Below are 13,910 nucleotides of genomic sequence, written 5' to 3'. Positions count from 1 at the left end.
CACATGAGCCGCCCGCGCCAGCCAGCGCAGCGCCTCGTCGTCCCCCGGCGCCGGCAGCATGTGCGTGCGCTTGAGGCGCTGCAATTGCAGCCGATGTTCCAGCAGCCGAAGAAACTCGTAAGAGGCGGTCAGATTCGCGGTGTCGTCGCGACCGACGTAGCCGCCAGCCCCTAGAGCGGCCAGCGCGTCAACCGTCGAAGCCACGTGTAGTGACTCGTCGGTGCGACCGTGCACGAGCTGCAAGAGCTGCACCGCGAATTCGACGTCACGCAGCCCGCCGCTGCCGAGTTTGATCTCGCGGGTGCGCACGTCGGCGGGCACCAGTTGCTCCACCCGTCGCCGCATGGCCTGGACTTCGCTGACGAAATCCTCGCGCTCGCAAGCATTCCAGACCATCGGCATCAGCGATTCGATGTACAGCTTGCCCAGTTCGGCGTCGCCGGCCGCGGGCCGGGCCTTCAGCAACGCCTGAAACTCCCAGGTCTTGGCCCACTGCTGGTAATAGGCGATATGCGAGTCGAGGCTGCGAACCAGCTCGCCGTGGCGGCCTTCCGGTCGCAGGCCGGCGTCAACCTGGAAGAAGGCATCCGACGCCAACCGCATCATCTCGCCGGCTATCCGCGCGGACACCTGATCGGCGGGTTCGGCAACGAAGATCACGTCGACGTCGCTGACGTAATTCAATTCGCGCGCACCACATTTGCCCATGGCGATGACCGCAATCCGGGGCGGCGTGGCGTCCCCACACACCGTGATTTCAGCGACGGACAGCGCCGCCGCCAACGCGGCATCGGCCATGTCGGCAAGGTGGGCGCCGACGGCTTGGAAGGACAACACGGGCTCGTTTTCGACCGTCGGCGCCAGATCCAGCGCGGCCAGCACCAACAGCCGGTCGCGGTAGTGAGCGCGCAGCCGCCACACCACTGACCCTGCGGCGGTTGGGGGTTCAGAGACGCACTCAACGAATCCGGCGCGCAGTTGTTCGGTCGTGGGCAGCTTCACATCGCCCTGCAACAGATGCCATGACTGCGGGTTGGCGACCAGGTGATCCCCCAACGCCAGCGACGATCCGAGCACACCGAACAGCCGGCCGCGCAGTCCGCGCTCGGTGCCCAGTGCCGTGTTGAGCTCTGCCCAGCCGTCGCCGAGCGCCTCGGCCAACCGGACCGTCGCGCACAGGGCGGCGTCGGCGTCTGGTGCGCGCGACAGCGACCAGAGCACGTCGACGCATTCTTCGGTATTCCAACCCAGCTGAGCCAAATTCGCGTTCGCACGGTCGTCGACCAACCCGAGTCGGCCCACACTGGGCACCTTCGACCGTTCGGTTACGGGTTGATTCACGCCTTCGACGGTAGCGCAGATCGACCCGGTGTTTGAGCGGGCCACCGACACCGGCTACAGCGAAAGATAGGTCTTCAGCTCATACGGCGTGACGTGACGGCGGTAGTTCGCCCACTCTGCGCGCTTGTTTCGCAGGAAGAAGTCGAAGACGTGCTCCCCCAGCGCTTCCGCGACGAGCTCGGAGCCCTCCATCGCTCGCAGCGCTTCGTCGAGGCTGGACGGCAGCTCGCGATAACCCATCGCCCGCCGTTCCGTGGGAGTGAGATCCCAGACGTTGTCCTCGGCCTGCGGGCCCAGGACGTATCCCTTCTCCACGCCGCGCAGCCCGGCCGCCAGCAGCACGGCAAACGCCAGGTACGGGTTGCAGGCCGAGTCGGGACTGCGTACCTCGATGCGTCGCGACGAGGTCTTGTTCGGGCTGTACATCGGGATGCGGACCAGGGCCGACCGGTTGGCCGCGCCCCACGACGCGGCGGTGGGCGCCTCGCCGCCGAGCACCAGCCGCTTGTAGGAGTTGACCCATTGGTTGGTGACGGCACTGATCTCGCTGGCGTGCTCGAGGATTCCGGCAATGAACGACTTGGCGACGTCGGAAAGCTGCAGCGGATCATCGGGGCTGTGGAAGGCGTTGACCTCGCCCTCGAACAGACTCATGTGGGTGTGCATCGCCGAGCCGGGGTATTCGCCGAACGGTTTGGGCATGAACGTCGCCCGCGAGCCCTCGTTCAGCGCGACCTCTTTGATGACGTAGCGGAATGTCATCACGTTGTCGGCCATCGACAGCGCGTCTGCGAAGCGCAGGTCGATCTCCTGCTGGCCGGGCGCGCCTTCGTGGTGGCTGAACTCTACCGAGATGCCCATCGATTCCAGGGAATCGATCGCGTGCCGGCGGAAGTTGGAGGCGCTGTGCACGGCTTGGTCGAAGTAGCCGGCATTGTCGGCGGGGATCGGCACAGATCCGTCTTCGGGGCCGGGCTCCAGGAGGAAGAACTCGATCTCGGGGTGTACGTAGCAGGAGAAGCCCAGGTCGTTGGCTTTGCCTAGCTGACGGCGGAGGACGTGGCGTGGGTCGGCCCACGACGGCGAGCCGTCGGGCATGGTGATGTCGCAAAACATTCGCGCCGAGTGGTGGTGGCCGCTACGCGTCGTCCAGGGCAACACCTGAAAGGTCGACGGGTCGGGATGGGCCACCGTGTCGGACTCTGAAACCCGGGCAAAGCCCTCGATAGAGGACCCGTCGAAACCGATGCCTTCCTCGAACGCGCCCTCAAGCTCGGCCGGCGCGATCGCGACCGACTTGAGGAAACCGAGCACGTCGGTGAACCACAACCGGACGAACCGGATGTCCCGCTCCTCCAAGGTGCGGAGCACGAATTCCTTTTGTCGATCCATACCTGGAACAATATGCACCGACCGTTAAATTTGTGTTACCGCCGCGGCCTAGCACCTTAAGTTTCCCGGCGCGACGCCGTCGACCAAGTAGCGCACCACCGCATCGTCTACGCAGTCGTTTCCGTTGAACGTCACGGTGTGTTGGGTGCCTTCGAAAGTGATCAGGTCAGCGCCGAGTTGGTGGGCCAGGTCGACTCCGGCTTGGTATGGAGTGGCCGGGTCGTGAGTGGTGGACACGACGACGACTTTTCCGGGGGCCACGGGCGCGGCCGGATGCGGCGATGACGTCGCGGGCACCGGCCACAACGCGCACAAGTCGCGCGGCGCCTGGCCGGTGAACTGCCCGTAGGAGGTGAACGGCGCGACCTGACGTATCCGCCGATCGGCATCGGCCCACGCCGCCGGGTCGGTCGGCTCCGGCGCATCGACGCATCGGATCGCGTTGAACGCGTCCTGCGAACCGTTGTAGTGCCCCTTGGCATCGCGGCCGTAGTACTCGTCGGCCAGCGTCAGCAGATCGCCGGGATCGGTGCCGCGGCGCAGACCGAGCAGGCCACTGGTGAGGAATTTCCAGAACTGCGGGGTGTAGAGCGCGTTGATGGTGCCCGTGGTGGCGTCGGCGTAACCGAGCGCGCGCCGCTCCGAGGTCGCCGCGGGTTTGGTCACTAGTGGGTCGATCAACTGGTGGTAGCGGACGACCCATTGGGTCGGGTCGGTGCCCAGCGGGCAGTCCGTGGAGCGGGCGCAGTCCGCGGCGTAGTCGTTGAACGCGGTCTGGAACCCGGCCTCCTGGTTGATGAGCTCGTCGATCGGGCCGATGCTCGGGTCGATCGCCCCGTCGAGCACCATCGACCGCACGTGGTCGCCGAAGCGCTCGACGTAGGCGGTCCCCAACTCGGTGCCGTAGCTGTAGCCGAGGTAGTTGATCTGGTCGTCGCCCAGGGCTTGGCGCACCGAATCCATGTCTCGTGCGGCCGAAGCGGTCCCGACGTTCTCCAGGAATGCCGAACCATTGCGGGCCTGACAGCGCTGAGCTATCTGCCGATATATCTGCTCGATGTGCGCCACACCCTGCGGGCTGTAGTCGACCATCGGTTCACGCCGGTAGGCGTCGAACTCGGCGTCGGTTTGGCAGCGCACCCCCGGCGTGGAATGGCCGACGCCACGGGGATCGAACCCGACCAGATCGAATCGCTTGCTGACCTCGGAGCCCGCCAGATCCCCGCCCATCGCGGCGACCATGTCGACCGCCGACGCCCCGGGACCGCCCGGATTGACCAGCAGCGCGCCGATCCGCGGGCCCGTTGCCGGAATGCGGATCACCGCGAGATGCACCTGCGCGCCACCCGGGTTTGCGTAATCGACAGGAACCACGACGGTCCCGCATTGCGCGCTCGGAACGTCGTGCGGGTTGCTCAGGACCTGGCCGCAGCTACCCCAGCTCAATGGTGGCGCCGACGACGGCTGGGGCGCCCCCGAGCTCGGCGTGGGGCCCGCGTCGTATCCCGGCGTCGCGCCCGACAACGGCGTCAACGCAATTGCGGTCGCCATCGACAACCCAAATGAAAGCAGCGCAGAGCTCAGCCGTCTCATGCGCCACATGGCAGTCAATCGTGGCATGCGTCGGCCACAGGCCGTGATCCCATTGGTCACACCTTGATCTCGTTATTTACCGCGCGGTCTCTACGTTTCGCTCGCGAAGCGGACCCACGGCGGCGCTAACACTTAGCCCCCTTGGATGGCACAGTACCGCTGACGATGTACGCCGACGCGTAGTCGTCGATGCAGCTGTTGCCCTGGAACACGACCGTGTGCTGCGTGCCGTCGAACGTGAGCAGTCCGCCGTGCAGCTCGTTGGCCAGGTCGACACCGGCTTGGTACGGCGTCGCGGGGTCGTGTGTGGTGGACACCACCAGCGTCGGCGCCAGCCCCTGCGCCGAGATGGTGTGCGGCTTGCTGGTCGGCGGCACCGGCCAGAACGCGCATGTGCCGATCGGGGCGTCGCCGGTGAACTTCCCGTAGTTCATGAACGGCGCGACCTCACGTGACCGGCGGTCCTCGTCGATGACCTTTGCCCGATCCTTCACCGGCGGCTGGTCCACACAGTTGACCGCGACCCGGGCGTCGGTGGAGTTGCTGTAGTGCCCCTGCTTGTCGCGACGCATATAGAGGTCGGCCAACTCGAGCAACACATCGCCGCGGTGGCGCGACAGTTCGGTCAACCCGGTTGTCAGGTGGTGCCAGAACGTCGGCGAATACAGCGCCATGATCGTGCCGATGATGGCGTCGCTGTAGCTCAGACCGCGGGGGTCTTTGGTGCGTGCCGGCCTGCCAACGCTCGGGTTCTTCTTGTCGACGAGCGCATAGACCAGATGGTGGTACACGTCAACGGCTTTGGCCGGGTCGGTGCCCAGTGGACAGGCCGGCGACTTGGCGCAGTCCTTCGCATAGTTGTCGAAGGCATCCTGAAAACCCTTGGCCTGCCTCAGGTCTGACTCGACCGGATCCGCATTGGGGTCGATGGCACCGTCCAGGATCATCGCCCGGACATTCTTCGGAAAAGCCTCCGCGTACGCGGCGCCGATCCGAGTGCCGTAGGAGTAGCCCAGGAACGTCAGCTTGCTGTCACCCAGCGCCTCGCGGATGGTGTCCAGGTCGCGGGCGACATTGTCGGTTCCGATGTTCGCCAGGAATTTCTTGCCCATCTTGGCAACACAGCGGCCCACGTAGGCCTTGGTCTCGTCCTCGATCTGCGCGACGCCTGCCGGGCTGTAGTCGGCTTGCGTCTCGGTGCGCAGCTTGTCGTTGTCGGCGTCGGAATTGCACCAGATCGCCGGTCGCGACGCCGCCACTCCGCGTGGGTCGAACCCGACCAGGTCGAAGCGCTCCCGAACCTGCTGCGGCAACGACTGCACGACGCCCAGTGCCGCCTCGATGCCGGACTCCCCCGGGCCGCCGGGGTTGATGACCAGCGAGCCGACCTTGTCTCCGGTTGCCGGGAAACGGATCAGTCCCAGCGTGGTGGCGTCACCGCCGGGGTGTTTGTAATCGACAGGCACGGCGAGCTTGCCGCATTGCGCGCCGCCGGGCAGTTTCACCGCCCCGCCGCCCGCAACGCGGCACGGGCCCCACTCGATCGGCTGGCCGACCTTGGGGCCGGCGAGTACCGCGCGACCCTTGACGACCTGAGTACAGCTGGCCACGGTCACCGCTGTAACCGCCATCACGGTCCAGATCAGCATCGTGCGCGCGATCTTGCCGCGGCGAGGGCTCCCCATGCCCAACATGCTGCCATGCGCCAGCGCGGGACCCCGGTTGCTGGGCCGTCTAACGTGTCGCGAGCAGCAGTTCTTCCATCCCGACCGCGAAGTCGTCGGCCAACTCCCAGACGTCGGGCAACAGATCCGGGCAGGCGATGATCCCGATGTCGAGTTTGCCGGTCAGCGACATCACGGTGATATTCAGGCCCGAGCCGTGGAAGATCGGCCCGAGCGGATACATGGCCTTGACCTCACTGCCCAGGAAATACAGCGGCACCTGCGGACCCGGCACGTTGGACACCACCAGGTTGTGCACCGGCCTGCTCTTGGTGAGACTGGTCCGGGCGTACGCGCGCATCGCCACGCCGAACACCGCGGGCGCGGCAAACTGAGACCAGTCCTGCAGCAGCGTGGCCTTGATGGCCGAACTATGTTGTTTGGCAACCGAATTCGCGTCGGCGATAGCCTTGATCCGCTCCGCCGGATCGGCGATGTGGGTCTGCAGGCTGGAGAACATGCCCGAAACCTGGTTGCGCCCAGGCCGATCCGACTTGCCGTGCACGGATACCGGCACCATTGCCACCAGCGACGACTCCGGGAGCTCGCCACGGTCGAGCAGGAATTGGCGCAGTACGCCGGACACCAGGGCCATCACCACGTCGTTGACCTTGACGTCGAAATGGTCCTTGACCTTCTTGATGTCCCCGAGGTCCAACTGCGCATAGGCGATGTTGCGACGCGGGCTGACGCTGGCGTTGAACGCGGTCTTCGGGGCGGCGAACGGCGACGCCATGGTCTGGCCGCTGCGTGCCCGCATGACCGTCTTGATCACCGACGAGGCGGTGCCGTTGAGCGCCTTGGCCAAGCGGAGCGGTCGCGCGGCGAACTTGACCGCGCCAGTGACCGCGATCTCGAGCTCATTGGCGCCGCCGACGCCGTCCACCGGGTCTGGGGCGGGCGCGTCGGCTTCGGTGCTGCACAGCTGCGACATCAGGTCGGCGCCGGTCACGCCGTCCACCGCGGCGTGGTGAACCTTGGTCATCACGGCCAGCCGGCCGCCCTGCTGCGCGTCGGTTTCCGCTACGCCTTCGATGACCCACATCTCCCACAGCGGGCGGGCGCGGTCCAGCGACAACGAGGCGATGTGACCGCAGATCTCGGCGAGCTCGACGCGTCCGCCCGGTGGTGGCAGACCGATCCGGTGAAGATGTCGGTTCACGTCAAAGTCGTTGTCCTCCACCCACACCGGATGGTCCAGGTTGAAGGCGCTGTCGGCCAGCTTCTCGCGGAACTGCGGCATTGCCTTGATCCGCAACGCCAACTCGTCGCGCAGCCGATCGAAGGTGTAGCCGCCCGGCATCGTCGACGTGTCGAGCTCGAGGATCGAGCAGACATGCAATGGCTGCGATGGGGTTTCCAGGTACAGGAAGCTGGCGTCGAGTCCGCTGAGGCGCTGCATGCGCCGATGCTATGTCCGCTGCCGCAGGGGGGCGCCCGAATCGTCACGATGGTGACGGTGTGAGGAAGTCCACTGGGCTCGCTATCCACATGTGCGGCGGCAGGTGGCAGACTGGGCAGGTCAGACGAACCCGGGGACCCGGTTGGGCCACGAGGATCGACCCGACCAAAGCTAGGGACAATGATGTCTGAACAGACTGTTTACGGTGCCCATTCTTCTTCGCAGGCTGCGCCGCGGACCAAGACGCGCGTCCACCACCTGCAGAAAATGAAGGCCGAAGGCCATAAGTGGGCGATGCTCACGGCCTACGACTACTCCACCGCCCGGATATTCGACGACGCCGGTATCCCGGTGTTGCTGGTCGGTGATTCGGCCGCCAACGTCGTCTACGGCTACGACACCACGGTGCCCGTGTCGGTCGACGAACTGATTCCACTTGTGCGCGGCGTCGTGCGCGGTGCGCCGCACGCGCTGGTGGTCGCAGACTTGCCGTTCGGCAGCTACGAGGCGGGCCCGGCGGCGGCGCTCGACGCCGCAATCCGGTTCATGAAGGAAGCCGGCGCGCATGCCGTCAAGCTGGAGGGTGGCGAGCGGGTCGCCCCGCAGATCGCGGCCTTGACCGCTGCCGGCATCCCGGTGATGGCACACATCGGCTTCACCCCGCAGAGCGTCAACACCCTCGGCGGTTTCCGGGTGCAGGGCCGTGGGGATGCCGCCGAGCAGACCATCCACGACGCGATCGCGGTTGCCGAGGCCGGCGCGTTCGCCGTGGTGATGGAAATGGTGCCGGCCGAGTTGGCCACCCAGATCACCGGCAAGCTGACGATTCCCACAGTCGGGATCGGCGCAGGACGCAACTGTGACGCCCAAGTGCTGGTCTGGCAGGACATGGCCGGTCTCACCAGCGGCAAGACGGCCAAGTTCGTCAAGCGGTTCGGTGACGTCGGGGGCGAATTGCACCGCGCGGCAACGCAGTACGCAGACGAAGTCGCCTCAGCGACATTCCCCGACGACGAGCACAGCTTCTAAGCCCCTGGTTTGGCGGCCACCGGAATGTGGCACGCTCTCGAGCATGTCCGCCGACGGCGCGAGCACATCGCGCTATCTCGAAGTTGAGCGCAAGTTCGATGCCGACGAGTCCACGCAGCCGCCATCATTCGACGGCATCGCCGCGGTCGGCCGGGTAGAGCACGCCGAGACGCAGTCGTTGGACGCGGTGTACTTCGACACGCCGTCCCGAGATCTCGCGCTGAATCGCGTGACGTTGCGCCGTCGCACCGGCGGCCTCGACGCGGGTTGGCACCTGAAACTGCCGGCGGGCCCCGATGCCCGCACCGAGGTGCGGGCGCCACTGGATACCACCGACGGCACCACGCTCCCCACCGAGCTGCTGGATGTGGTGCTGGCCATCGTGCGGGACCGCCCGCTGAGCCCGGTCGCGCGGATCAGCACCACTCGGCAGGTTCGTCTGCTGCACGGCGCCGACGACGCGGTGGTCGCCGAGTTCTGCGATGACCACGTCACAGCGGGCCACGGCGCCGACGGAACCACCAACGAGCAGCGGTGGCGTGAATGGGAGCTCGAACTCGTCGACCCCGGCGTGAACTCCGGGCTGATGGACGAGTTGTGCGACCGGCTGCTCGACGCCGGTGCGCGTCCAGCCGGCCACGGCTCCAAGCTGGCGCGGGTACTCGGCACGTCGCCGAAGGATTTACCGGCCGAGTCAATGCATCGGGCGCTGGCCGAACAGATCGGCGAGCTGCTGGTGTGGGACCGCGCGGTGCGGGCCGAGGCCGACGACGCGGTACACCAGATGCGGGTGACCGCCCGCAAGATCCGCAGCCTGCTCCAGGCCGCTCCGGATTCCTTCGGACTAGCCGACGATGCCCCGATCATCGGCGAACTGCGCGAGCTGGGCAACGTGTTAGGGGTGGCCCGCGACGCCGAAGTCCTGGCCGATCGTTACCGCAACGCTCTGGACGATGTGCCGCCGGAGTTGGTCCGTGGGCCCATCCGGGAGCGGCTTGTCGACGGCGCCGAACAGCGTTACCGGACTGGGCTCCGGCATGCGTTGTCCGCCTTGCGCTTACCGCGCTACTTCCGACTGCTCGATGACCTGGATGCATTGGTCGGCCAAGCGCCGTCGGCCGGTCACGAGCTGCCGCCGGCGACCGTCGCCGCCGCCGGCAAGAAGGTCTACCAGGCGGCAAAGGCCGCGCGACGGGCTGCCCGCGGGGCGGACCGTGACGATGCGATTCACCGTATTCGTAAGCGCGCTAAGCGACTTCGTTACACCGCGGATGCGACCGACGCGAAGAAGGTGTCCAAGCGGGCGAAGAAACTGCAGTCACTGCTCGGTGATCATCAGGACAGCGTGGTCAGCCGCGAGCACCTGGTGCAACAAGCGCAGGCCGCACACGCCGCGGGCGAGGACACGTTCACCTACGGGCTGCTCTACCAGCGGGAAGCCGAGCTGGCGCTCGATTCCCGCCGCCAACTGGAGCCGAAGCTCAGCAAGCTCTACAAGGCAGTGGGCAAGCTGTCGGGCTGAGCCGAGAGTGCTCGTAGGCCACGCAGGGTCCTGCTTATCAGTTCACGTCGTTCGTCGATGGTCATCGAGTCACCGAGCGGAGCGTGCACCCGCAAATAACCCTGTGTCGCCAGGTCGTCGACCAGGAACCGCGTCGCACCGAGCGGCAAAGACAGACGGGAAGCGATCTCTGCGACCGAGGGGCTGTTCACGCACGACGTCAGGATCTGGCCCCGCACATCATTTCTCCGCCAGCGCGGCGGCTTAGCTGTGGTGTTGAGCACTTCGACCGGGGCCTCGACTGCCAGTTCGGCACTCGCGTAGGTACGGCCTTTCGCCAGCGTGAATGGCCGCACCAAGCTCGGCTCGTCGACGGTTTCCGGTTCTGCGAACCCGTCGCCGAGCGGCTCGCCCTTGCCCTCCGACTGCTGATGCGCGTCGGTGTCCTTCGCCGGGACAAGTGGCGGACTCACATGGCGGTTCGCCAGGTACCACAAGGTCTGGTCGGCGTGCACCGATGCGCGCACCTCGCTGGCGACGACCTTGAGAATGGTGCGGTCGGTGTCGATGACGAATGTGGTCCGTCTGACCGGCAGCAGCCGGGCCAGCAGGCCGCGGCGCCGCGCGTGCCGACCACTCCGGGTCTCATCCCGCGTCCCGACGGATCTACGCAGCTTGGCGAGCCTGCCTCGGTGCACCCCGAACAGCTCGGACACCACGCCGTCCGCGTCGGAGAGCAGCGGATAGTCGAACGAGCGCTGTTGGGCGAAGTGAGCCTGCCTGTCGACGGTGTCGGTGCTGATACCCACCCGCTTGGCGCCCACCCTGGCGAATTCGTCGCTCAGGTTCCGAAAATGGCACGCCTGGGCGGTGCAGATCGGTGAGGACGCTAATGGGAAGAAGAACAGCACAACCGGGCCGTCGGAAAGGAGCGTGGACAGTTTCCGAGGCCGACCGGTGTGGTCATACAGAGTGAAGTCAGGCGCCTTCTCGCCCGCGATCATCGGCAAAGACTAACGCGGGAAAGCTCTGCGCGTCGCACGACTGGAGATAATTCGATCATTGGCTAATAGCTAGCTGAGGAATCGTGGATGGTGTCATCTTGACCCTGTCATGCGCCCGAAACTGCCGAGAACAGTTCCGTGAAGTTGACCGCGGTTCCCAGGGTCGCGAACAGGGCTTGTCGGCGGCATCCACGAATTGAGGCGGCGGAATCGGGACACCGGTGCCGCCGAAAACGAATGCCGGCCCCTTCCCCGGGCGGTGAATCAGCGGTGTCAACAAGCTGCATCGCGCGGACTTGGACGGTGCGCGGCGACGGTGCGACTGACGGGACCACGAGTAGGCCGGCGACCATGATGGATCCCACTGCGAGCAGGCCGCCCGCGGCCGTGCCGCGTATCCCGGTTATCCGATGAGCGTTCATCATCGGGCTAGGGCCTTCGAACCGCCGGCGGGCGATCGGCGCGTCGCGCTAAGCGAATCTCACGAACAAGCGCCGGTATCGAAAAAACCACGGTGAACGCGACACCCGAACATGGCGTTCATTTCGTCCCCGCTACTGCGCGATGTCGACCAAGAAGGGGGCGACGATAGCTTGCGCCAGCAGATTGTCGCCCAAGGCGGCGGCGAGGTCGAAAAAGCCAACGCTGTTGTCGATCCCCTCGAAACCGGCTAGGGCGGTGCTGCCGTCACCGAAGACCAAGGCGGCGTCGAAATTCGTCGGAGAGAACAATCCCGATATCGGTTCAGCGTAGAAGCCGGCCTTGGCGACGCTGTCGGCCCCGTCGGCAACAGCGACGTCGAAATTGCCGATTTCGGCCTCGGCGAAGCTGTTGGTGCCGTCGGCGAATGCGAAGTCGAACGCACCGTTCTGAGCGGAGGCGTAGCTGTTGTCGCCGATGGCGATCGCAATGTTCCCCGGGCTCGCCATGGCGATCGCGGTGTTGTCCTCGTAGGGGAACAACAGGGTCCCGCCAATGGAGATCTGCATATCCAAAGCCTCGGCCGGATCTGCGGCTGGGACGGACAAACCACCCAGCAGTTGATCGATCGACGAGGACCAGTCGGTAGAGGAGTCGCCCGAGGCGACTCCTGGCGTGGATGCCACCGTGGCCCCAATACCCAGCCCCACCGCCAGCAAGCCCAGCCGACCGAGACCACGAGAGCGCAACATGGGCCTTCCTCTCTTCTCAGCCCCCTGAGCGCATCTTCTTGGTGTCCCCGACCAGGCACGGCAGTAGTTCGCTACTGCATTTCCACCTGCGGTGTGCTGCGGTCGAGGCAGTTCAGAAGCCTAAGGCGGGCGAGTTGGCCTGTAAGCCGGATTCTGTTCCGCGTTACCAGGTAACGCGGCGGCGACCATCCATCTGGACACACCGTCGCCGGGTGCCTCGAGCGGCCTACCCGCAGGCTCGGGCGAGCAGCCCTCAAACACCTGCGCGACCGCACCGTAGTGCGGTCTTCTTGACCTTGCTTCGGGTGGGGTTTGCCGAGCCACTCCGGTCACCCGGAATGCTGGTGCGCTCTTACCGCACCGTTTCACCCTTACCACCGCGAGGGTGGCGGTCTGTTCTCTGTGGCACTTTCCCGCGAGTCGCCTCGGATTGCCGTTAGCAATCACCCTGCTCTGTGAAGTCCGGACTTTCCTCGACCCGCTGCTGCGTGAGCACGAGCCGCGGCCGCCCGGCCAACTCGTCCGCGCTAACACCGTACTCGTTGGCGAATGTGCAGGCCAATGGCCATCTATGCGGCGTGTGGGCGCGAGAGTGCTATCTCGATGGCGACTTCCATCTCGCTGATGTCCATGCGCACCGACGATCTCGGCAACGGAGGTGCCCCCGACCGATACACCATTCCGGTAGGCGTGGTGAATTCTGCTGCGTGCCTTGATTTTCCACCGACTGCCGGTTTGACCACCCAGCCGTCGACTTCTTTGACGTAGTTGCAAAGTTCGCACATGCCGAGTCCGTTACGCTCGTCGGTCGGACCGCCGGCCACCCACGGCCGAGCATGGTCCAAATGGCGGATCGGGGCGTCGCAGTACGGCGTGCGGCAGCGCTGGTCCCGGAATCGTATGAAGGCCGCCAAGCCGCGCGGAAACAACCGCGCCCTCGACTCCATTGCCACCAGCGCGCCCGACGCTGGCCGCGCATAAAGTCGGCGCAGCGTGGCCCGTGACCGCTCGTCGTCGACCGCGCCCGACACCAATTGGCGCGCGATCGCCGCCGGGATAGGACCGTAGCCGCAAATGTCGGCAGGAGTAGTCGACTCGGCCAGCAGGGTTTCGTCGGACATCACCAGGTTGACCGCGATCGGTGTCGGTACCGCCGCGCTCCGGCCAGTAACCCGCTCCACCAGCGCATCGGCCATCGCCTGGCCACGCGAGCGTCCGTCAGTACAGATGTCGGCCTCCCGTCGCAGCGCCGCGTATACCGACACTCCCTGGGCCACCGGCAATAATGCGGTCAGATACGTCATCGTGTCGGGCGCGGGCCGGATGCTCACAGTGCGCTCGGTCTCTGCTTTGGCCGCTCGGTCGACCACGGCGTGCGGGTCGAGCCGGTAAGCGATTGTCTTGGCCTCTGCCACCACCCGAGCGTCACCCATCCCAGCCAGACCGCCTGAGTCAGAACATAATTCAGCATCCAGAGCCCGACGGTCCTCGACGTCAAGGCACGCGCTCTCGCGCACGATCAGCGTGGCTCGCCACTCCGTCAACACCCCGGCCTCCAAAGCGGCCAGTGTGTGCGGCATCTCGTGCACCAATGCTTTGGCGAAGCCCAGGTGCCGGTTACCCCGTGCCGGCGAATCCAGTCGGGCAAGCGCGATCTCGCTGGCGACCCCACGCCCCCGCCGTCGGGCCGGCATTCCAGCGGCCGCCTCGGCAGCGCGGCGTGCGGCGTCTAACGCAGCCGCCGCTCGCGCC

8 protein-coding genes, 1 other RNA gene and 3 pseudogenes are annotated in these 13,910 nt (G+C 66.1%); 2 read left to right on the top strand and 10 right to left on the bottom strand.

What is annotated here, in order from left to right:
* The 5 genes and pseudogenes from WAN02_RS31250 to WAN02_RS31230 form a co-directional block, all read right to left on the bottom strand.
* Positions 1-1,341 (bottom strand): annotated as a pseudogene (locus WAN02_RS31250) (bifunctional [glutamine synthetase] adenylyltransferase/[glutamine synthetase]-adenylyl-L-tyrosine phosphorylase); the annotation flags it as partial.
* A 54-nt stretch (positions 1,342-1,395) separates the two neighbouring features.
* A complete protein-coding gene (locus tag WAN02_RS31245) occupies positions 1,396-2,733 on the bottom strand; it encodes a glutamine synthetase family protein (RefSeq protein ID WP_422269238.1) in 1,338 nt (445 codons plus the stop codon).
* A 48-nt stretch (positions 2,734-2,781) separates the two neighbouring features.
* Positions 2,782-4,344 carry an alpha/beta hydrolase gene (locus WAN02_RS31240; protein WP_422269239.1) on the bottom strand — a complete coding sequence of 521 codons (1,563 nt, stop codon included), beginning with the start codon at positions 4,342-4,344 and terminating at the stop codon, positions 2,782-2,784.
* Positions 4,345-4,451: 107 nt separating this feature from the next.
* Positions 4,452-6,011, bottom strand: a complete 1,560-nt coding sequence (locus WAN02_RS31235; protein ID WP_422269237.1) for an alpha/beta hydrolase — start codon at positions 6,009-6,011, stop codon at positions 4,452-4,454.
* Between the two features lie 49 nt (positions 6,012-6,060).
* Positions 6,061-7,452: a WS/DGAT/MGAT family O-acyltransferase gene (locus WAN02_RS31230; protein WP_422269236.1), complete on the bottom strand. Its 1,392-nt coding sequence runs from the start codon at positions 7,450-7,452 to the stop codon at positions 6,061-6,063.
* 183 nt (positions 7,453-7,635) lie between these two features.
* Between WAN02_RS31230 and panB the strand changes: the two genes are divergently transcribed.
* Positions 7,636-8,481, top strand: coding sequence for a 3-methyl-2-oxobutanoate hydroxymethyltransferase (gene panB / locus WAN02_RS31225; protein ID WP_422269235.1), 846 nt, complete (start codon positions 7,636-7,638; stop codon positions 8,479-8,481).
* Between the two features lie 43 nt (positions 8,482-8,524).
* Entirely contained in the window at positions 8,525-10,003 is a 1,479-nt protein-coding gene (locus tag WAN02_RS31220) for a CHAD domain-containing protein (RefSeq protein ID WP_422269234.1), read from the top strand.
* On the opposite strand, the pseudogene WAN02_RS31215 reads toward WAN02_RS31220, so the two are convergent.
* The 5 genes and pseudogenes from WAN02_RS31215 to WAN02_RS31195 all read right to left on the bottom strand — a co-directional run.
* Positions 9,973-10,338, bottom strand: a pseudogene (locus tag WAN02_RS31215) (DUF742 domain-containing protein); the annotation flags it as partial. The gene WAN02_RS31220 and the pseudogene WAN02_RS31215 sit on opposite strands and share 31 nt — an antisense overlap.
* Positions 10,339-10,458: 120 nt before the next feature.
* Positions 10,459-10,986: pseudogene (locus WAN02_RS31210) on the bottom strand (peroxiredoxin); the annotation flags it as partial.
* Positions 10,987-11,540: 554 nt separating this feature from the next.
* Positions 11,541-12,158 (bottom strand): hypothetical protein, encoded by a 618-nt coding sequence (locus tag WAN02_RS31205; RefSeq protein WP_422269233.1) that lies wholly within the window; start codon positions 12,156-12,158, stop codon positions 11,541-11,543.
* A 126-nt stretch (positions 12,159-12,284) separates the two neighbouring features.
* Positions 12,285-12,679, bottom strand: an RNA gene (gene rnpB, locus WAN02_RS31200) — RNase P RNA component class A.
* Between the two features lie 48 nt (positions 12,680-12,727).
* A partial coding sequence (locus WAN02_RS31195) for an HNH endonuclease (RefSeq protein ID WP_422269232.1) occupies positions 12,728-13,910 on the bottom strand: 1,183 nt, incomplete at its 5' end.

The sequence above is a fragment of the Mycobacterium sp. genome, from assembly GCF_049281135.1.
Taxonomy (GTDB): domain Bacteria; phylum Actinomycetota; class Actinomycetes; order Mycobacteriales; family Mycobacteriaceae; genus Mycobacterium.
Note: the sequence above shows the minus strand (reverse complement) of the source record. Positions and strands in the feature narration are given on the sequence as shown.